At 61.3% G+C, this 18,443-nt stretch carries 15 protein-coding genes; 6 read left to right on the forward strand and 9 right to left on the reverse strand.

Features of this window, described 5'->3' with window-relative positions:
- Window positions 1-25: 25 nt before the first annotated feature.
- The 6 genes from AC2LD7_RS04025 to mreB all read right to left on the reverse strand — a co-directional run bounded on the left by AC2LD7_RS04025 (window position 26) and on the right by mreB (window position 9,093).
- Window positions 26-3,829 (reverse strand): YhdP family protein, encoded by a 3,804-nt coding sequence (locus AC2LD7_RS04025; protein WP_484596565.1) that lies wholly within the window; start codon window positions 3,827-3,829, stop codon window positions 26-28.
- Window positions 3,830-4,195: 366 nt separating this feature from the next.
- The gene (gene rng, locus AC2LD7_RS04030) at window positions 4,196-5,653 is read right to left on the reverse strand and encodes a ribonuclease G (RefSeq protein ID WP_484596566.1); all 1,458 of its coding nucleotides are present in this window, start codon (window positions 5,651-5,653) and stop codon (window positions 4,196-4,198) included.
- A 145-nt stretch (window positions 5,654-5,798) separates the two neighbouring features.
- A complete protein-coding gene (locus AC2LD7_RS04035) occupies window positions 5,799-6,389 on the reverse strand; it encodes a Maf family protein (RefSeq protein ID WP_484596567.1) in 591 nt (196 codons plus the stop codon).
- Between the two features lie 87 nt (window positions 6,390-6,476).
- Entirely contained in the window at window positions 6,477-6,965 is a 489-nt protein-coding gene (gene mreD, locus AC2LD7_RS04040) for a rod shape-determining protein MreD (RefSeq protein ID WP_484596568.1), read from the reverse strand.
- Window positions 6,962-7,927 (reverse strand): rod shape-determining protein MreC, encoded by a 966-nt coding sequence (mreC, locus tag AC2LD7_RS04045; protein ID WP_484596569.1) that lies wholly within the window; start codon window positions 7,925-7,927, stop codon window positions 6,962-6,964. Before mreC ends, mreD begins: the two co-directional genes overlap by 4 nt.
- 128 nt (window positions 7,928-8,055) lie before the next feature.
- The gene (gene mreB / locus AC2LD7_RS04050; protein WP_484596570.1) at window positions 8,056-9,093 is read right to left on the reverse strand and encodes a rod shape-determining protein MreB; all 1,038 of its coding nucleotides are present in this window, start codon (window positions 9,091-9,093) and stop codon (window positions 8,056-8,058) included.
- Between the two features lie 315 nt (window positions 9,094-9,408).
- On the opposite strand from mreB, the gene gatC reads away from it, so the two are divergent.
- From gatC to AC2LD7_RS04080, 6 genes are all read left to right on the forward strand, one after another.
- On the forward strand, window positions 9,409-9,696 hold the full coding sequence (gatC, locus tag AC2LD7_RS04055) for an Asp-tRNA(Asn)/Glu-tRNA(Gln) amidotransferase subunit GatC (RefSeq protein ID WP_484596571.1): 288 nt from the start codon (window positions 9,409-9,411) through the stop codon (window positions 9,694-9,696).
- A 14-nt stretch (window positions 9,697-9,710) separates the two neighbouring features.
- Complete coding sequence (gatA, locus tag AC2LD7_RS04060; protein ID WP_484596572.1) at window positions 9,711-11,162, forward strand: Asp-tRNA(Asn)/Glu-tRNA(Gln) amidotransferase subunit GatA; 1,452 nt, start codon at window positions 9,711-9,713, stop codon at window positions 11,160-11,162.
- A gap of 11 nt (window positions 11,163-11,173) precedes the next feature.
- Window positions 11,174-12,619, forward strand: coding sequence for an Asp-tRNA(Asn)/Glu-tRNA(Gln) amidotransferase subunit GatB (gene gatB / locus AC2LD7_RS04065; RefSeq protein WP_484596573.1), 1,446 nt, complete (start codon window positions 11,174-11,176; stop codon window positions 12,617-12,619).
- A gap of 208 nt (window positions 12,620-12,827) precedes the next feature.
- On the forward strand, window positions 12,828-13,211 hold the full coding sequence (locus AC2LD7_RS04070) for a septal ring lytic transglycosylase RlpA family protein (RefSeq protein WP_484596659.1): 384 nt from the start codon (window positions 12,828-12,830) through the stop codon (window positions 13,209-13,211).
- A 30-nt stretch (window positions 13,212-13,241) separates the two neighbouring features.
- On the forward strand, window positions 13,242-14,327 hold the full coding sequence (locus AC2LD7_RS04075) for a calcium/sodium antiporter (RefSeq protein WP_484596574.1): 1,086 nt from the start codon (window positions 13,242-13,244) through the stop codon (window positions 14,325-14,327).
- 31 nt (window positions 14,328-14,358) lie between these two features.
- A complete protein-coding gene (locus tag AC2LD7_RS04080; protein WP_484596575.1) occupies window positions 14,359-15,450 on the forward strand; it encodes a calcium/sodium antiporter in 1,092 nt (363 codons plus the stop codon).
- Window positions 15,451-15,471: 21 nt separating this feature from the next.
- Here the strand turns inward: AC2LD7_RS04080 and AC2LD7_RS04085 are convergent, their stop codons facing one another.
- The 3 genes from AC2LD7_RS04085 to AC2LD7_RS04095 form a co-directional block, all read right to left on the reverse strand.
- Complete coding sequence (locus AC2LD7_RS04085) at window positions 15,472-16,413, reverse strand: AEC family transporter (RefSeq protein ID WP_484596576.1); 942 nt, start codon at window positions 16,411-16,413, stop codon at window positions 15,472-15,474.
- A gap of 130 nt (window positions 16,414-16,543) precedes the next feature.
- Window positions 16,544-17,104, reverse strand: coding sequence for a response regulator transcription factor (locus tag AC2LD7_RS04090; RefSeq protein ID WP_484596577.1), 561 nt, complete (start codon window positions 17,102-17,104; stop codon window positions 16,544-16,546).
- A 32-nt stretch (window positions 17,105-17,136) separates the two neighbouring features.
- A complete protein-coding gene (locus AC2LD7_RS04095; RefSeq protein WP_484596578.1) occupies window positions 17,137-18,390 on the reverse strand; it encodes an ATP-binding protein in 1,254 nt (417 codons plus the stop codon).
- Window positions 18,391-18,443 lie beyond the last annotated feature (53 nt).

Below are 18,443 nucleotides of genomic sequence, written 5' to 3' on the forward strand. Positions count from 1 at the left end.
TAGAGCCGCACGCTGCAAAAAATGTTCAGTTGGGCTGTTCGAAAGGTTTATCGAACGTGATCTTCGGCGCTCGCCATGGCCCCTCAACGTTGTACTGAACGCTGGCGAAGCGTGCGAACTTGTCACCCAGCAGCTTGTCGACGACGAACAGGGCGCCACCGATGGCCGGCGCACCGACGATCAGCGCAGCCAGTGGTAGGTTATTGCTGACCGGCAGCGTGACCAGCAGCTTGGCGTCGATCCGGTCATTGACCATATCGACCCGGCCATCCAGCTCCAGATTGCTCGAGGGCCCGGTAACCGTCAGCGGCTGCGACGTCACATAAACCCCGTCTGTAGCGACCAGCTCGGCCTTGATTCGATCGTAGCTCAGACCTTTGCTGAACAAGTCCGAGAAATCCAGCCGCAGCCGCCGGCCGATGGAGGCGAAATTGAGCAGGCCGAAGACCCGCAGCGCCTGGGCGCTACCGTCTACCTCGCGCAGCTGGCCATTGCGCAGCCTGCCATCGAGCCGGCCGGAAAGCCGCTGCAAGCTGAAGGATGCTGGTGATCCAGGCCAGTTGCCGTCCACGTCGAGATGAAAGGATTCGCTGGTGGTGGAAGGCGCAAACCCCCAGGCCAGAAGTACATCAGCTACATTGGCACCCCCGAGCCTGCCCTTGTACCAACTCTGCGAGCCGCTCCAGCCACCCTTGCCGCCGATCTTGAGTCCTTTGAGATCCAGATTCAGCTCCGAGAATTCGACGCCATTATCCGCCGGGCGCATTTTCAACGCCCAGGCACCCAGCGGCTGATCGCCCTGCAGCACCTCGGCCACGGCAATATCCATCGCTGGCAGGTTCTTCGGATCGACGGCAGCCAGCGGATCTTCCGATGTTCCTTGGGGCTTGTCTGGATTTGCCGCGGGAAGTTGCAGGCGCGACAGATCCAGCACGATGGGCTCGCTGTCGCTATCCGGCAGGCGAACGGTGCCGGCGACGGTTCGGCTGTCCAACCCCAGCGACCAGCCAGCCGGAAGGCGCCGCAGGTCCACGCCGAGATTGTCGACCTGAGCGCCGAACCCCGTGAACGTCCCGATATCAAGCTGAGCGCGGCGCAGCAGTGAGGTGGCCTGCTGGCCTTGCGAAGCGCTGCCGTAGTCGTTCGATAATGCCTGCCATTCTCCCAGATCGAGCAGCGGTATCTTTCCGCGCACGTACAAGCCCTGATCGCTGCGCAGATTCGCAGCAGCGCCGCCCAACACCAACTCACCGCCACCCTCGGCCCAATTATCGGCCGGCGCGGCGAAGGTCAGCGCCGCCAGCGCGCCATGCCGAAGGCTGTAATTCTGGCGCTCGCCACCTAGCGTCATCCGCAGCGTGGTGTCGCGCCGTTCGTTGACCGTCTTGCCGAATGGCGCCGGGAGCGCCAACGCTGTACCCAGCAGTGAAGAATCCACCTGGAGACGGTTATCGGCGCCATCCAGAACCAGGCTCAACCGAAACGGCAGCTCGCCGGATGCGGGCACAGGTTGTTCAATCTTCCGCCAGGCCAGGAGTCGCGGCAGCGCTACCGTGCCGGTGGCCTCGATCCGTGTGGAGGGCTTACCCGGCTGCCGGGTGGCGATGGCCTTGCCGCGCACAAGACTGCCAAGGGTGCGGCCATGGAGCTCCGCAGCGCTGAAGCCGCGCTCGCTGTCATAGCGAAACTCACCACCCAATCCTTCGAACTGCAGATCCGCCTGTGCAACGAAAAGCGAAGCATCGGAGCTGGAAAAATCCACGACGGCCCTTGGGCGCTCGCCCTTTGCCAGCGGGATATCAAGATTGAGCGTTCCGCTCAAAGGTCCGTCAGCGTGCCACCCGGCGAAGAGATCGGCGGTGCCGATCGGTGCCATCTGCATCACTGTCAGCGCGTCTCGCAGATTGCCGTCGACCTGTCCCTCGATATTTAGCCACGGCGGTTGGCCATTCTGGCTATGCGGAATTTCGGCTGTGGCGTCATGTACACGACTGTCGAGCATGCGCGCCTCGGCAAGGCGTACCCGCACCCCACTGTCCTCGATCAATACCTCACCTCGCCCCTCACGCAACACGGGCCAGCCGGGCTGGAAGGCAAGCTCGGCATCCTTCACCTTGAAATACAGGCTCAGGCTGCGAGCAGTATCGGCCGCACCCTTGTTCAGCGCGCCCTGATACTGAAAATAGCCCTGCTCGACGGTCCCGCCGCGAATCGCCGTATTCAGCCACTCGCTCAACGCCGGGCTCAAGGCTGGCGAGCGCGTCGGCAGGTATTTCTCCGTATAGCGAGCATCCCCGTCACGGATACCGACGCGCAGATCCATATAGTCCTCGGCCTCCGGATCGCGCATCAGGCGGATCAGGAAATCGCCAGCGATGCGCCCCTCTTCGCCCTCGACTTGCAAATAGGGTGCGGCGAGCGTGAAGGCTTGATCATCCAGCGTCCAGACGAGACTGCCGCGGCTACGACGATAGTCCCAGGGATTCGGAAACAGTTCAGCCAGGTGCAGACTGAAGTCCCGGTTGTCGAAACGCAGCTCGCCCCCGCCGAGATTGCCCTGCACCGCGCCACTGACGTTGCGCACCGCAGGAATCCATTTGTGCGCGGCGATACTGACCGCATCGAGATTGGCGGTGAATGCCAAGCGCTCGACACGTGGCGCCGCAGGGCGATAGTCCACTTGCAGATTGCGCAGCGTTCCGCTCGGCGCCAGCCCGAGCAGATACTCGCTCGCCTGATCGGGCAGCGGCGCCAAGGCATGGATCAACTCGGCCACCGGCGCGACCGGAATGCGATCGGTTTGCATGCGCCAGCGAGCCTCGGCGATATCCTGCTGGACAACCACCGCCGTGTCTCGCCAGCGGTCGTCATCGAAGGTGAAAGCCAGCCCATCGAGCTGCAATCGATAGCCTTGGTCCGATCGGTCGATATAGGCATTCACCGATAGATCCTCGACCTGGATCGGGTCGCGCTCCAGCTGGCCCACTCGCAGTGCCGGCACGCTCAATCGCGCAACCGCGCGGGCCAACCGACGTTCGCGCCAATCGAGCCATATTTCACCCCCAGCCTGAAGCTGCTGAATGTTCCAGTTGCCGGTCAGGTTCGCGGGCATCCAGGCGGCCCAGTCGCTCTGCGGCAGGCTGAGGTAGAGCCGTGCCTCACTGTCCCTCCAGTCGTTCGGTCGCACCCGCGCTTGCGCACGCATGCTCAGTGGCTGGCCATCTGGCAACAACACCCGCCCGTCCAGGCGCAGGCTGTCACCTGCGGTGCGCAGTTCAAGATTGGCATAGGTCAGGGTCAGCGGCGCTTCGGCGTGCGCCTCAAGAGTGATCTGGCTGTCGAGCAGCAACAGACGCCCAATTTTTTGCAATTCGGTCAAAAGCTTCTGTGGATCGGCAGGCGGCTGATCGCTACGCTCGGGCAATCCATCGACACGCCACCTGCCCTCCGCATCCTGCACCAGACTTAGATGGACGCCAGTGAACGCCACGCTTTTCAGCCGCAGCTGCCGAGACAAGAGGCTGCCGACAAGGTCGGGCACCAGAGCCAAGCGATCCAGACGCATCGCCGCGTCGCCTTCGCCAAGCACCACGTCGTGCGCCAGCAACCGTGGCGAGAAACCCTCCCAACGACCTTCCAGTTTTCCTAGCGCTACCGGCATGTTCAGCAGTTCGCGCGCCTTGTCTTGCGCCTCGAGTCGATACTCCGCCACCAGCGGCACCAGTTGGCGGCCAAGGCTCACATAAAAAGCAAGCAGCACCAGGCCGATCGCACCCAGCCAGAGGCTGCGGCGCAAGAATGCGAGGACAAAGGCAAGGAGCCGACTCATACGGATGCGCTCCAATCATCCGGGCCAACATGGCCAGGCTGGCATTTAGGGTCTGTTCCCGTTTCGTCGCGGCCGCGACGGAGCCGGTTTTTGCGCGAGACAAGGCCGCGCCCGCTCCCGGCGGGCTTGCGGCATTCACTCCATCCATGGAGATCGCACGAGTCGCGCAGTTTGGCCGTTCCAAATAAGCGACGAGAAACGCCGTATCGCACAAAAACCGGCCCGTCCCTACGGGTTGCACGGCAAATCTCGCCATGCGGCGTTGCGGGACTTGGTAAGGGAGCGACCATTATCTGCGTCCCGCGCCTTGCCTGGCGAGATTTGGCGCAGCAACGCGGCTCGCAGCAAAACGGCAACAGACCCTAGTCAGAGCAACACCACGTCGTACTGTTCCTGTGAATACATGGTCTCTACCTGGAACTTGATCGAACGGCCGATGAAACTCTCGAGGTCGGCGACATTGCCCGATTCTTCGTCGAGCAGCCGGTCGATAACGTTCTGGTTCGCCAGTACGCGATAGCCCTCGGGCTGGTAAGCGCGCGCCTCGCGGAGAATCTCGCGGAATATCTCGTAGCAGACCGTTTCCGGCGTTTTCAGCTTGCCGCGTCCCTGGCAACACTCGCAGGGTTCGCACAGCACTTGCTCGAGGCTTTCGCGAGTGCGCTTGCGTGTCATCTGCACCAAACCCAGCTCGGTGATGCCGATGATGTTGGTCTTGGCGTGATCGCGCTCCAGTTGCTTTTCCAGTGTGCGCAGGACCTGACGGCGATGCTCCTCGTCTTCCATATCGATGAAGTCGATGATGATGATCCCGCCGAGATTGCGCAGCCTCAGCTGACGCGCAATGGCGGTGGCGGACTCGAGGTTGGTCTTGAAGATGGTTTCCTCGAGCGTGCGATGGCCGACGAAGGCACCGGTGTTCACGTCTATGGTGGTCATCGCCTCGGCCGGATCGATGATCAGGTAGCCACCGGACTTGAGCATGACCTTGCGCTCGAGCGCCTTCTGGATTTCATCCTCGACACTGTACAGATCGAAGATCGGCCGCTCGCCGGGGTAATGTTCGAGCTGCTCGCTCAGCTCCGGCATCAGCTCGCCGACGAACTGGCTGACCTTCTGAAAATTTTCTCGCGAATCGATACGGATCTTTTCGATACGCGGATTGACCAGGTCGCGCAGGGTGCGCATGGCCAGCGAAAGATCTTCATAGATGATCGAGGGCGCGCCGGCGGCTTTCATCTGGCCGTCGATCTGCTCCCACAGGCGACGCAGGTAACGAATGTCCATTAGGATTTCGTCGCTGCCGGCACCCTCGGCAGCGGTACGCAGAATGAACCCGCCGGCTTCCTTGATGCCTTCGGCCGCGACGCATTCGGCAACCACCTGCTTGAGACGATCGCGCTCGGCTTCTTCCTCGATGCGCAGGGAGATTCCGACATGGCTGGTCTTGGGCATGTAGACCAGGTAGCGCGAGGGTATCGACAATTGTGTCGTCAGCCGCGCGCCCTTGGTTCCGATCGGGTCCTTGGTGACCTGCACGACCAGCGCCTGCCCCTCATGAACAAGCGCACTGATGGGCTCGACCGCGTTGCCTTCCCGGCTGGAAATTTCCGAAGCATGGATGAATGCCGCACGCTCCAGGCCAATATCGACGAAAGCCGCCTGCATACCGGGGAGCACCCGTACGACCTTCCCCTTGTAGATGTTGCCAACGATGCCGCGACGCTGGGTGCGCTCAACGTGCACCTCTTGCAGGACACCGTTTTCCACCACCGCCACCCGTGATTCCATGGGGGTGATGTTCATCAGAATTTCTTCGCTCATTGTTGTTCTCGGCCGATGGCAGTGGGTGCCAGGCTGCTGAAAAATCACCTGCGTTGGCAAGACTTCGTTTCTCAATGGGCCTGACAGCAGCCGAAGCTGACGAGTGGGCTCGATTCTAACGGCATACGCCGCCAAGCCACAGGCTCTAGACGGAGCTTTTAGTCCAGTACTCAAGGCCGTAGGCATCGAGCAGTTGTGCCGTTTCGCATAACGGTAGACCGACCACGCCGGAGTAGCTGCCCTCCAGCGCGCTGACGAAGATCGCACCCCAACCCTGAATGGCGTAGCTACCCGCCTTGTCCTGCGGCTCGCCGCTGGCCCAGTAGGCCTCGGCTTCATCCGGCCGAATCGATCGGAACCGTACTCGGCTGCTCACCAGGCGCACCACGCAACCTGTCTGGCTGGCCAACGCAACGGCCGTCAGCACCTGATGCTCACGCCCGGACAAGGCCTGCAGCGTCGCCAGCGCATCCTGTTTATCCATCGGCTTGCCGAGAATCCGCTGATCCAGCACTACCGTGGTGTCTGCACCCAGCACGCACGCCGAGGCATCATCGAGCAGGGCCAGGCCCGCCAGGGCTTTTTCTCGGGCTAGACGCTGTACGTAAACGTCCGGCGGCTCCGCAGGATCGGGTGTTTCGTCGATGGAGACCGAGAGAAGGGAAAACGGAACGCCGATTTGCGTCAGCAGTTCACGGCGCCGGGGCGACGCGGAGGCGAGAAACAATGCGGGCATACCTGCTCCTTGGACATAAAACTATCGAAGCAGATTCGCATATCCGGGCGGCGCTCGGAAGCAACTCGCGCTGATCGCAGAGGGAGGTCAGTAGACATCGAAACGTCGCCGCGCCCATTGCAGGGCCACGAAGACCCAAGGCCAGAGCAACGCGCTGACCGGCACAGGAACGAGGAATAGAAGCGTCGGCGGGCGGTTACCCGTCAGCGTATTGAGCCACAGCTGCACCAGCTGCCCGATTCCCAGAATCACCAGCAGCACCAGACTTTGCTGCAATAGCGGGAACATACGCAGGCGCTGCTGAAGGTTGAGCACTAGAAAAGTGATCAATATCAACGGCAGGCCGTTTTGCCCCAGCAGCGTGCCGGACAGCACATCGAGCATCAGCCCGAAGAAGAACGCCACGGCCATGCCGCCACGATGGGGCAAGGCGATTGCCCAGTAGGCGATGAACATGGCGAGCCAGAGCGGGCGCCCCAGCCCGATGCTGTGTGGCATGGGCGCCACGCTGAGCAACAACGCTATCAACAGTGATAACCAGATGACCCAGCCGTTATTCGGTCGCCCGCTGATCATGGCTGCTCCTCAGCGCTCGGCCGCGTAACTTCTGGCGTCGCCGGAGTGGCTGCGGGGGTTTCCGGCTCGGATGCAGCTTCAACGGAAGCTGGTGCTGCCTGCTCGGCGGCTTCGCGATCGGCCGTCTCTTGAGCTTCGGCAGCAGCGGTGACACGCTCCTCCGGTGTCCGCGAATCGCTGAAGACCAGCAACAGATAGCGGCTGCGATTGAGCATCGCAGTGGGAATAGCACGCACGATCAGGAAGGGTTGCCCCGAGCCCCGCACCACCTCGGTGACCTGGGCGACCGGATAGCCACTGGGAAAACGCTGCCCCAATCCCGAACTGACCAGCAAGTCGCCTTCCTTGATATCTGCCGTCTCGGCAACATGGCGCAACTCGAGATAATCAGGGCTGCCAGTGCCGACCGCGATCGCTCGCAGACCGTTGCGATTGACCTGCACAGGAATGCTGTGGGTCACGTCCGTCAGCAGCAGTACGCGGGCGGCGTAGGGCATGACCTCGACTACCTGGCCCATCAATCCACTGGCATCGAGCACCGGTTGACCGAGGAAGACGCCGTCGCGCTCGCCCTTGTCGATGAGAATACGGTGGGTGAAGGGGTTTGGATCGAGGCCGATCAGCTCGCCGATGATCACTTTGTCATCGACCAGCGCAGCAGAGTTGAGCAGCTCACGCAGGCGCACATTCTGCTCGGTCAGCATCGCCAGCTTCTGCAGGCGTCTCTGCATGAGCAACGCCTCGGCTTTCAGCTTCTCATTCTCAGCAACCAGACTGGTGCTGCTGCTGAGTTGCTCGGTTGCACGCTGCCAAGTGCGTACCGGCAGATCGGCCAGCCAGTAGAAGGGCGTCAGTACCAGACCCATCTGGCTGCGCACGGGTTTCAACGTCTCGAAGCGCGCGTCGACCACCATCAGCGCGACACAAAGCACGGAGAGCACCAGCAGGCGAACTCCGAGCAAGGGTCCTTTGGCAAATAGTGGTTTGATTGACGGGTCCTCGCAGCTGCAGGCTTCAAACTAAACGCGACAAGCCGAGAGCAGAGTGTGGCCCTGCTTTCGGCTTGCGCTTGGAGCTTACCGCTTGTAAGTCACTCCGTGGACAGCAGATCCATGGCGTGACGATCCATCATTTCCAATGCCCGGCCGCCACCGCGCGCGACGCAGGTCAACGGCTCTTCGGCGACAATTACCGGCAGGCCGGTTTCTTGGGAAAGCAGCTTATCGAGATCACGCAACAACGCACCACCACCAGTCAGTACCAAGCCACGCTCGGCAATATCCGACGCCAATTCCGGCGGCGATTGCTCCAGCGCGCTCTTGACCGCCTGAACGATAGTTGCCAGGGATTCTTGCAGCGCTTCGAGCACCTCATTGGAGTTAAGGGTGAAGCTACGCGGCACACCTTCCGCCAGGTTACGGCCGCGGACGTCAACTTCACGAATATCGGTGCTCGGAAATGCGGTACCGATTTCCTGCTTGATGCGCTCAGCGGTGGATTCACCGATCAGGCTGCCGTAGTTGCGGCGCACATAGGTGACGATGGATTCGTCGAAACGATCGCCACCGACGCGCACGGATTCGGCGTAGACCACGCCGTTGAGGGAGATCAGTGCGATTTCCGTGGTACCACCGCCGATATCGACGACCATCGAACCACGCGCCTCATCGACCGGCAGACCGGCACCAATGGCTGCTGCCATTGGCTCTTCGATTAGAAAGACCTCACGCGCACCCGCGCCCAGTGCCGATTCGCGAATTGCACGGCGCTCGACCTGAGTGGATTTGCAGGGCACGCAGATCAGAACGCGCGGGCTGGGTTGCAGAAAGCTGTTTTCGTGAACCTTGTTGATGAAGTACTGCAGCATCTTTTCACAAACGCTGAAGTCGGCGATCACGCCGTCTTTCATCGGGCGAATCGCGTTGATATTGCCTGGCGTACGGCCGAGCATTCGCTTGGCGTCGGTGCCCACGGCGACGACACTTTTCTGGTTTCCATGGGTACGAATGGCCACCACGGACGGCTCGTTCAGGACGATGCCGCGGTCGCGCACGTAAATAAGGGTATTGGCAGTGCCCAGGTCGATCGACAAATCGCTGGAAAACATGCCACGCAGTTTCTTGAACATGGGAAAAGGGCCCTGGGGCAAACGCGTGGGGAAAAAAGTGCCGCAAACTCTAACAATGGTGCGAACTTAGGGCAAGGCGCGAGTCCATGCTTGTCTGGCCAGACGTGAGCCACTGCGCGAAAAAGCGATCAGCGAAGAAAAACCACAGTACACCCGACAAGCCGCAGCCGTGCTACCGAGAACACCACCAGGCATGTAAGATTGACGGCTTTTCCGGGCTCGAACGCCCGCTGCCGCGGCTCGACCCTGCCGCTCTGACGTCGGCCCTTTGCCGACGGAAGGCGCACCCGATTCGCTTCCCGCTGGAGAATTCCGATGGCGCTTGAACGCTCCGAGGTGGAAAAGATCGCTCATCTGGCCCGTCTGGGTCTGAATGAAGACGACTTGCCCCGCACCACCGAGACCCTCAACAACATCCTCGGCCTGATCGATCGCATGCAGGCGGTCGACACCACTGATATCGAGCCGCTGGCCCATCCGCTGGAAACCCACCAGCGCCTGCGTGCCGATGCGGTCACCGAAAGTAACCAGCGCGACGCCTACCAGGCCATCGCTCCGGCCGTGGAAGGCGGCCTTTATCTGGTCCCGCGGGTGATCGAGTAATGAAGGACGTCGACATGCATCAACTGACCCTCGCCGAGATTGCGCGCGCCCTGAGCGAAAAGCGCTTCTCGGCCGAAGAACTGACGCGCTCGCTGCTTGATCGCATTCAGCAGCTCGACCCGCAGTTGAACAGCTTCATCACCGTCACCGAAGAGCAGGCCATTGCCCAGGCCAAGGCCGCCGATGTGCGTCGCGCCAGCGGCGAAAGCGGTGCCCTGCTGGGCACACCGATCGGTCACAAGGATCTGTTCTGCACCCAGGGCGTGCGCACCAGCTGCGGCTCTAAAATTCTCGACAGCTTTACGTCGCCCTACGACGCCACGGTGGTCGAGCGGCTCGCCGCTGCTGGCGCGGTATCGCTGGGCAAGCTGAACATGGACGAATTCGCCATGGGCTCGGCCAATGAGTCGAGTTTTTATGGTGCGGTAAAAAACCCTTGGGATCCGACCCGCGTGCCGGGTGGTTCGTCCGGTGGCTCGGCCGCAGCGGTTGCCGCGCGCCTGCTGCCAGCCGCAACCGGCAGCGATACCGGCGGTTCCATCCGTCAGCCTGCTGCATTGACCAACCTCACCGGCCTGAAGCCGACCTACGGGCGCGTCTCGCGCTGGGGCATGATCGCCTACGCGTCCAGCCTCGATCAGGGCGGCCCATTGGCGCGCACCGCCGAGGATTGCGCGCTGATGCTCAGCGCCATGGCCGGCTTCGATCCCAAAGATTCCACCAGTGTCGACCAGCCGCTGGACGATTATTTAGCGGCGCTGAGCAAGCCGCTTAACGGCCTGCGCATCGGCCTGCCGAAGGAGTACTTCGGCGACGGCTTGGACCCGAAGATCGGGGCTGCAGTAATGACCGTAGTCGAAGAGCTGAAAAAGCTCGGCGCCACGGTCAAGGACATCAGCCTGCCGAACATGCAGCACGCGATTCCTTCCTATTACGTGATCGCGCCGGCCGAGGCCTCTTCCAACCTGTCGCGTTTCGACGGCGTACGCTTCGGCTATCGCTGCGAAGATCCGGTAGATCTCACCGACCTCTACAAACGCTCGCGTGCCGAGGGCTTCGGTGACGAGGTCAAGCGCCGCATTATGGTCGGCACCTATGCGTTGTCCGCCGGGTATTACGACGCCTATTACCTGAAGGCCCAGAAAATCCGTCGGCTGATCAAGAACGACTTCGTCAGTGCCTTCGAGGAGGTCGATGTAATCCTCGGCCCGACCACGCCGAACCTGGCGTGGAAGCTCGGCGAAAAGAATGCCGACCCAGTCTCGGCCTACCTGGAAGACATCTACACCATCACCGCCAACCTCGCAGGAATCCCCGGGATCTCGATGCCGGCGGGCTTTATCGACGGCCTACCGGTGGGCGTTCAGTTGCTCGCGCCATACTTCCAGGAAGGTCGCCTGCTCAACGTTGCCCACCAGTACCAGCAGGTCACCGAGTGGCACAAACAAGCACCGGCCGGATTCTGAGGAGACTGATGATGCAATGGGAAACCGTAATCGGGCTGGAGATTCACGCACAGCTCGCGACCCAATCGAAGATTTTCTCCGCCAGCGCTACCACCTTCGGCGCCGACCCAAACACCCAGGCCAGCCTGGTTGACCTGGGCATGCCTGGCACGCTGCCAGTACTCAATGCCGAGGCGGTGCGCATGGCCTGCAAGTTCGGCTTGGCGATTGATGCAGAGATTGCCGAGAAGAATGTCTTTGCGCGCAAGAACTACTTCTACCCGGACCTGCCCAAGGGCTATCAGACCAGCCAGATGGACCATCCCATCGTCGGCAAGGGCTTCCTCGACATTACCTTGGAGGATGGCAGCCAGAAGCGCATCGGCATCACCCGCGCGCACCTGGAAGAAGACGCAGGCAAGAGCCTCCACGAAGACTTCCACGGCATGAGCGGGATCGACCTCAACCGTGCCGGCACGCCGCTGCTGGAGATCGTCTCCGAGCCGGACATCCGCAGCGCCAAGGAAGCCGTGGCCTACGTCAAGGCGATCCACGCGCTGGTGCGCTATCTGGGCATCTGCGACGGCAACATGGCCGAAGGCTCGCTGCGCTGCGACTGCAACGTCTCGGTGCGCCCGAAGGGCCAGACCGAGTTCGGCACCCGCGCCGAAATCAAGAACGTCAACTCATTTCGCTTCATCGAGAAGGCGATCAATCACGAGGTGCAGCGACAGATCGAACTGATCGAGGACGGCGGCAAGGTGGTGCAAGAAACTCGCCTGTACGATCCGAACAAGGACGAGACGCGCTCTATGCGCAGCAAGGAAGAAGCCAACGACTACCGTTACTTCCCCTGCCCCGACCTGCTACCGGTGGTGATCGAGCAGCACTTTCTCGACGAGATCCGCACCAGCCTGCCGGAGCTGCCGGTCGAGAAGCGCGAACGCTTCCAGCGCGAATTCGGCCTGTCCGCCTATGACGCCGACGTACTGGCCGCCAGCCGCGAGATGGCCGACTACTTCGAGCAGGTCCAGCGCACTTGCGGCGATGCCAAGCTATCCGCCAACTGGGTGATGGGCGAGCTGTCCAGCCTGCTCAACAAGGAAGGCTTGGACATCGAGCAGTCGCCGGTTTCTGCCGAGCATCTAGGTGGCATGATCCAGCGCATCAAGGACGACACCATCAGCGGCAAAATCGCCAAGATGGTGTTCGAGGCCATGGCGGCCGGCGAAGGCTCGGCAGATGAGATCATCGAGAAGAAGGGCCTCAAACAGGTCACCGACTCGGGAGCCATCGAGGCGATGCTGAACGAGGTGCTGGCAGCCAACGCCGAACAGGTCGAGCAATACCGCGCGAGCGACGAAGCCAAGCGCGGCAAGATGTTCGGCTTCTTCGTCGGCCAGGCGATGAAAGCCTCCAAGGGCAAGGCCAACCCTGCCCAGGTCAACCAGTTGCTGAAGAGCAAGCTAGAAGGCTGACCCGACGAGGCGGGCCTGATAGGACCCGCCTCGTCTCCAATGCTTATGAACCCTCGCTCATAAACATGTGCAGCCAATGCTTCGGCGCCGATCGATTCGTTGAACGGCTGCGCCGGATAGTGCTCAATAACTTGCAAGACCGTATAGCAATCCGCTGCCCGGCGCGCGCCTGGTGCTCGCGCCTGCATTCAGCCAGGGGGATTGGCTCATGCGAACCAGACTGCTCGTCATACCTTTCCTGCTCGTCCTGGCTGGCGGCTGCACTGAAAAGCAGGATGAAGCTTCGAAAGCCAAAAGCACCTTCACCCAGCAGGGCAAGGCCTCCTACTACGCCCGCAGTTTTCATGGCGAGCAGACCGCGAGCGGCGAAACATTTGATCAGAACGAACTGGTCGCCGCCCACAAGACCTTGCCTTTCGGCACGCGCGTGAAGGTGACCAATCTGGACAACGGCAAACAGGTAACGGTACGCATCGTCGATCGCGGCCCGTTCAAGCCGGGGCGGATCATCGATCTGTCACGGGTCGCTGCAGGCAGGATTGACCTGATCGAAGACGGCGTGGTCAACGCCAAGATCGAAACAATAGACTGACCGGGAGCGCCGAATATCAATGGAGTCGCAATGAGTTTGATGACGTTCGCCTACCTGATCGCCGGCCTGGTCCTGCTGATGGCAGGCGCCGAAGCCCTGGTTCGTGGCGCCGCGAAACTGGCTGCGCGCTTTGGAATATCACCATTGATCATTGGCCTGACCGTTGTCGCTTTTGGCACCAGCGCACCGGAAGCGGCCGTCAGTATCCAAGCCTCGCTGAGCGGCAGCGGCGACATTGCCGTGGGTAACGTAATCGGCAGTAACATCGCCAATATTCTCCTGATTCTCGGGCTTTCGGCATTGATCGCGCCGCTGCTGGTGTCTCGCCAACTGGTGCGCCTCGACGTGCCGGTCATGATCGGCGCCGGCGTGCTGACCTATGTCCTCGCCTGGAACGGCCGCGTCAGCCGCCTGGACGGCGGCATCCTGATAGCCTCGCTGTTGCTCTATACGGTGTTTTTGATCATCGCCAGCAAGCGCGAGAAAAGACGCACACCGGTCGACGAATTCAACGTCGAATACGGCCCGGAAGACCAGCCGAAACCACTTGGCTGGCTCATTCAGCTGTTGATGATATTGCTCGGGCTGGGCCTGCTGGTGGCTGGCTCGAACCTGCTGATTGAAGGCGCCGTGGCCCTGGCACGCGCACTGGGGCTGTCGGAACTGGTGATCGGCCTCACCGTTATCGCGGTCGGCACCTCCATGCCCGAGCTGGCGACCTCGCTGCTGGCGGTTTATCGCGGGGAGCGCGATATCGCCGTCGGCAACGTGGTCGGCAGTTGCATCTTCAACCTGCTGCTGGTGCTCGGTGCCGGAGCTTTAGTTTCGGCCGACGGCCTGTCGATTTCACCCAACGCGCTGGCCTTCGACCTACCGGTCATGCTCGCCGTGTTTGGTGCCTGCCTGCCGATCTTCTTCTCCGGATACAGGATCAAACGCTGGGAAGGTACGATGTTCTTGGGCTACTACCTCGCCTACACGCTCTATCTGGTGATGTTTTCCACCGGCCTGCCGGCCATCAACCTGTTACGCCATGCAATGACTTGGTACGTATTGCCCTTGACGGCCATTACGCTTTTCGTGATCTTTCTGCGCGCCTGGAAACACCAGCGCTGATCCATTTTGATTCCCCTCTGGAGCTTCCTTCGTGACCCTGATGACGTTCGTCTATCTGATAGCCGGCCTGGTGCTTCTTGTCGCAGGCGCCGAGGTGCTGGTGCGCGGCGCAGCCAAACTGGCGGCGCAATTCGGCATCCCGCCGTTGATCATCGGCCTTACCGTGGTTGCCTTCGGCACCAGCGCGCCGGAGACCGCGGTGAGCGTGCAGGCATCGCTGAACGGCAGCGGCGACATCGCCATCGGCAACGTGCTCGGCAGCAACATCGCCAACGTCTTGCTGATTCTCGGCATGACGGCGCTTGTGGCGCCGCTGATCGTTTCTCGCCAGTTGATCCGCCTCGATGTGCCGATCATGATCGGCGCCAGCCTGGTCACCTATGCACTGGCCTGGGACGGTGCGCTCAGCCGCCTCGATGGCGCCCTGCTATTTGCAGCCGTCGTCGGCTATACCCTGTTTCTGATCGTCAGCAGCCGCCGGGCCAATGCAGCCGCAGCCGCTGATGATGAGTTCGCCAAGGAGTTCGGCCCCGATGACAAACCAAAGCCCTACGCAAGCCTGATCAACGCGGGCCTGGTGATTGTCGGTCTGGTGTTGCTGGTGACCGGCTCGAACTTTCTAGTGGAAGGTGCTGTATCACTGGCCCGTGCGCTGGGTCTGTCGGAACTGGTGATCGGCTTGACCGTGATTGCCATCGGCACCTCTCTCCCCGAACTGGCCACCTCGATACTTGCCGCCATCCGTGGTGAACGCGACATCGCCGTGGGCAATATCGTTGGCAGCAATATCTTCAACCTGCTCTGCGTGCTGGGGCTGGCCTCACTGGTATCGCCAGAGGCAATCGGCGTCGCAGCCAACGCGCTGGCCTTCGACTTCCCCGTAATGATCGCGGTTGCACTGGCCTGCCTGCCGATCTTTTTCACCGGCTATGCCATCAACCGCTGGGAAGGTCTGTTGTTCATGGCCTACTACATCGCCTATACGGTCTATTTGGTGATGGCCAGCACCGGACGCCCGTTTGCCGAAACCTTTGGCGACGCGATGATTGGCTATGTCTTGCCTCTGACGGCAGTGACGGTGCTGGTGATTGCCGGTCGAGCTTGGAAGCAGCAGCGGGCGTAGACCGAATTATGTTGGCTCGGCTCAGATCCAGCCGAGCCAACGCAACAGGAATAGCCCAACGTTGATCGTCAGCGCCGCTCCCAATGTGGTAATCACAATGATGATCGCGGCCAACTGATAATTGGAATTGACCGCCCGCGCCATGACGAAGCTGGCCGATGCAGTCGGGGAGCCGAAATACAGGAACAGGATGCCCAGTTCCGCACCGCGGAAGCCGAGCAGCCAAGCGCCCACTGTCGCCAACGCCGGCAGCCAAACCATCTTCATCAGGCTCGAACTCATTGCCATACTGCTGCTTTCACGCAATACCGAAAGCGACAGCGTGCCGCCGATGCAGATCAGCGCCAGCGGCAGAGTCATCTGCGCGAAATACTGGCCGGAGGTCATCAGCCAATCCGGCAACGGGATTTGCCAATAGGCGAAGGGAACCGCTGCGGTGACGCCGATGATCAGCGGATTACGCAGGATGCTGAGCAGAATTGCACCGGCACTGGCCTGCCCGCCCGGGCTATAGATCGCCAGGATGAGTGCAGACAGGCTGTTGTAAACCAGTATCACCACCCCTGCCAGCACCCCGCCCAGCGACAGGCCATAGTCCCCGTAGAGACTGGTCGCGAGCGCCAGACCGACGATGCCGTTATTGCCGCGAAACGCGCCCTGCACATAGACGCCGCGATCCGCCAATGGGCAGCGCCACAGCGCCCAAGCCCACGCGAGCAGGAAAGTCACCACGGTAGCGACGACGTAATAGATCAGCAAAGCAGGCTGCAAAGCCGCATTCAAATCGGCCTTGATGATCGAAATGAATAACAGGGTCGGCATGGTCGCTTTGAACACCAGAGCCGACGCGGTATGGATGAACGCGACATCGATCCAGCCTAGCCGCTTGAGCGCAACGCCGATGAACAGCATGACGAAGACCGGCGCGGTAATACCCAGAGTCTGAATGGCAACGGAAAGCATGGATGGACTCGGTGGCGGAGAGGCCGCCTGTGGTAATCGCTTACAGGCTTGAGGCTTGAGGCTTGAGGCTTGACGATGTACTGCCCTTCGTCCCGCCTCCAGCATTTAGCGCTTTTATCGGCTTGCTGGCTTAACGCCTTACCGGGCGCTTCTGCAGTTTGCGCTGCAAGGTCCGACGATGCATGCCCAGCGCGCGTGCCGTGGCGGAGATGTTGCCGTCATGCTCGGCGAGCACGCGCTGGATATGTTCCCACTGCAAACGATCCACCGACATCGGATTTTCTGGCACCAGCGTATCCAGATCGGCATGTTTGGAGAGCAGTGCGGCGAGAACGTCGTCAGCGTCGGCGGGTTTGCACAGATAGTTGCAGGCGCCGCGCTTGATCGCCTCGACCGCGGTGGCGATGCTCGAATAACCGGTGAGGATCAGCACCTTCATCTCGGGGTCCAGTTCGAGCAGTTTGGGCAGCAGCACCAAGCCTGAATCGCCTTCCATCTTCAGGTCCAATACCGCGTAGTCGGGCAGGTCCTGCTTCGCCATTTCCAGGCCTTCCTCGGCCGATCCAGCGATACTGACGTGCAAACCACGACGGCTCATGGCCCGAGCCATGACACGGGTAAATGTCGGATCGTCATCCACCAGCAGCAGATGGGGCTGGTCGTCGCCTTCGTGCTGCAACTCTTCGGTCATGTCTGCATTCCTCGCGTCATTGTCACGTCGGTTCAGGCCCGTACCGAGCCATGCGGCAGGCGCAACTCGGTCAGAGTGCCACCCTCTTCGTGATTGTAAAGTTTCACCGTGCCGCCAGCGCGCGTCACGCTGGCCTGGCTCAGGAACAGGCCGAGGCCGAAGCCCTTGCCCTTTGTGGTGATGAAGGGTCTACCAATCTGTTCGGCAATAGCCAGCGGCACACCGACACCGTGATCACGAATGGTCAACTTGATCCATTGTGCGTCCCAGTCCAGGCGAATATCCAGATTATCCGGGCTGGCATCGGTGGCGTTGTTCAGCAAGTTAAGCAGCGACTGACTAAGATCTGCCGGTGGCATCAGACGCGGCGGCGTGCCCTTGCCCAGGCATTGGAAGCGATAGGTGGCCTCGGGATGCATCAGGTGCCAGCGCTGCAGCACCGCTTCGGCCCACTCGCGTACGGTCTGTTCGACGATGGCCTGGCGGCGGTCCGCCTCGGCGGCGCGCACCAGCTGCCGCAGGCTTTCCTTGCAAAGCTGGACTTGCGATTGCAACAACTCGAGGTCTTCGCTCAATTGCGGATCGCGGTGTTCCTGGCGCAACTCCTTGAGCAACACGCTCATGGTCGCCAGCGGCGTACCCAACTCATGTGCGGCACCGGCCGCCTGCGTCGCGACAGCCAGAAGCTGCTGGTCACGCATGCTTTCTTCGCGGCGCTGGGCCTGAAGCTGCTCCTGACGCCGCAATTGCTCGGCCATGCGCGCGACAAAGAAAGTGATCAATGCCGCTGCCAGGGCGAAACTCAGCCACATTCCATAAACCAGTAAGGTGGTGCGATCGACCGGCGGGGCGATGACCGGGTCATACCACACCAGCATCAGCGTGTACCCAACAAGCGCCATGCCGGACAGAACGACCGAGTACAGCCACGGCAATGTCGCCGCAGCGATCGTCAGCGGTACCAGATAGTAGGAAACGAACGGATTGGTCGAGCCGCCCGAGTAGTACAGCAGCGCGCTGTGAATCAGCAGATCGGCAGCCAGGTGAACCGCGTATTCGAGTTCGGTCACCGGCCAGGGCCCACGCAGCCGTAAAGCCGTGCCCAGGCAAATAAGCGCCGAGACCGCCAGCGTGATACCCAAATGCGCCCATGGCAGGACGAACAACTGCGCGGCATAGGCGAGCCCCACCGCGCCCGCCTGAGCAGCGAGCACGAGGACGCGGATCAGGGTGAGCAGACGGAGATTCTGGCGGCTGGCAGACAGCAGGTGAACGGATGCGTGCATGGGCTCTCCAAACGAATCGCGAGTATAACCAAGCGATTCGGGAGGCAGCCCGT

The sequence above is a fragment of the Stutzerimonas sp. genome (assembly GCF_982611455.1).

Coding starts and splice junctions, on each gene's coding strand:
- AC2LD7_RS04025 (WP_484596565.1), bottom strand. CDS start 3,829: ATGAGTCGGCTCCTTGCCTTTGTCCTCGCATTCTTGCGCCGCAGCCTC.
- rng (WP_484596566.1), bottom strand. CDS start 5,653: ATGAGCGAAGAAATTCTGATGAACATCACCCCCATGGAATCACGGGTG.
- AC2LD7_RS04035 (WP_484596567.1), bottom strand. CDS start 6,389: ATGCCCGCATTGTTTCTCGCCTCCGCGTCGCCCCGGCGCCGTGAACTG.
- mreD (WP_484596568.1), bottom strand. CDS start 6,965: ATGATCAGCGGGCGACCGAATAACGGCTGGGTCATCTGGTTATCACTG.
- mreB (WP_484596570.1), bottom strand. CDS start 9,093: ATGTTCAAGAAACTGCGTGGCATGTTTTCCAGCGATTTGTCGATCGAC.
- gatC (WP_484596571.1), top strand. CDS start 9,409: ATGGCGCTTGAACGCTCCGAGGTGGAAAAGATCGCTCATCTGGCCCGT.
- gatA (WP_484596572.1), top strand. CDS start 9,711: ATGCATCAACTGACCCTCGCCGAGATTGCGCGCGCCCTGAGCGAAAAG.
- gatB (WP_484596573.1), top strand. CDS start 11,174: ATGCAATGGGAAACCGTAATCGGGCTGGAGATTCACGCACAGCTCGCG.
- AC2LD7_RS04070 (WP_484596659.1), top strand. CDS start 12,828: ATGCGAACCAGACTGCTCGTCATACCTTTCCTGCTCGTCCTGGCTGGC.
- AC2LD7_RS04075 (WP_484596574.1), top strand. CDS start 13,242: ATGAGTTTGATGACGTTCGCCTACCTGATCGCCGGCCTGGTCCTGCTG.
- AC2LD7_RS04085 (WP_484596576.1), bottom strand. CDS start 16,413: ATGCTTTCCGTTGCCATTCAGACTCTGGGTATTACCGCGCCGGTCTTC.
- AC2LD7_RS04090 (WP_484596577.1), bottom strand. CDS start 17,104: ATGACCGAAGAGTTGCAGCACGAAGGCGACGACCAGCCCCATCTGCTG.
- AC2LD7_RS04095 (WP_484596578.1), bottom strand. CDS start 18,390: ATGCACGCATCCGTTCACCTGCTGTCTGCCAGCCGCCAGAATCTCCGT.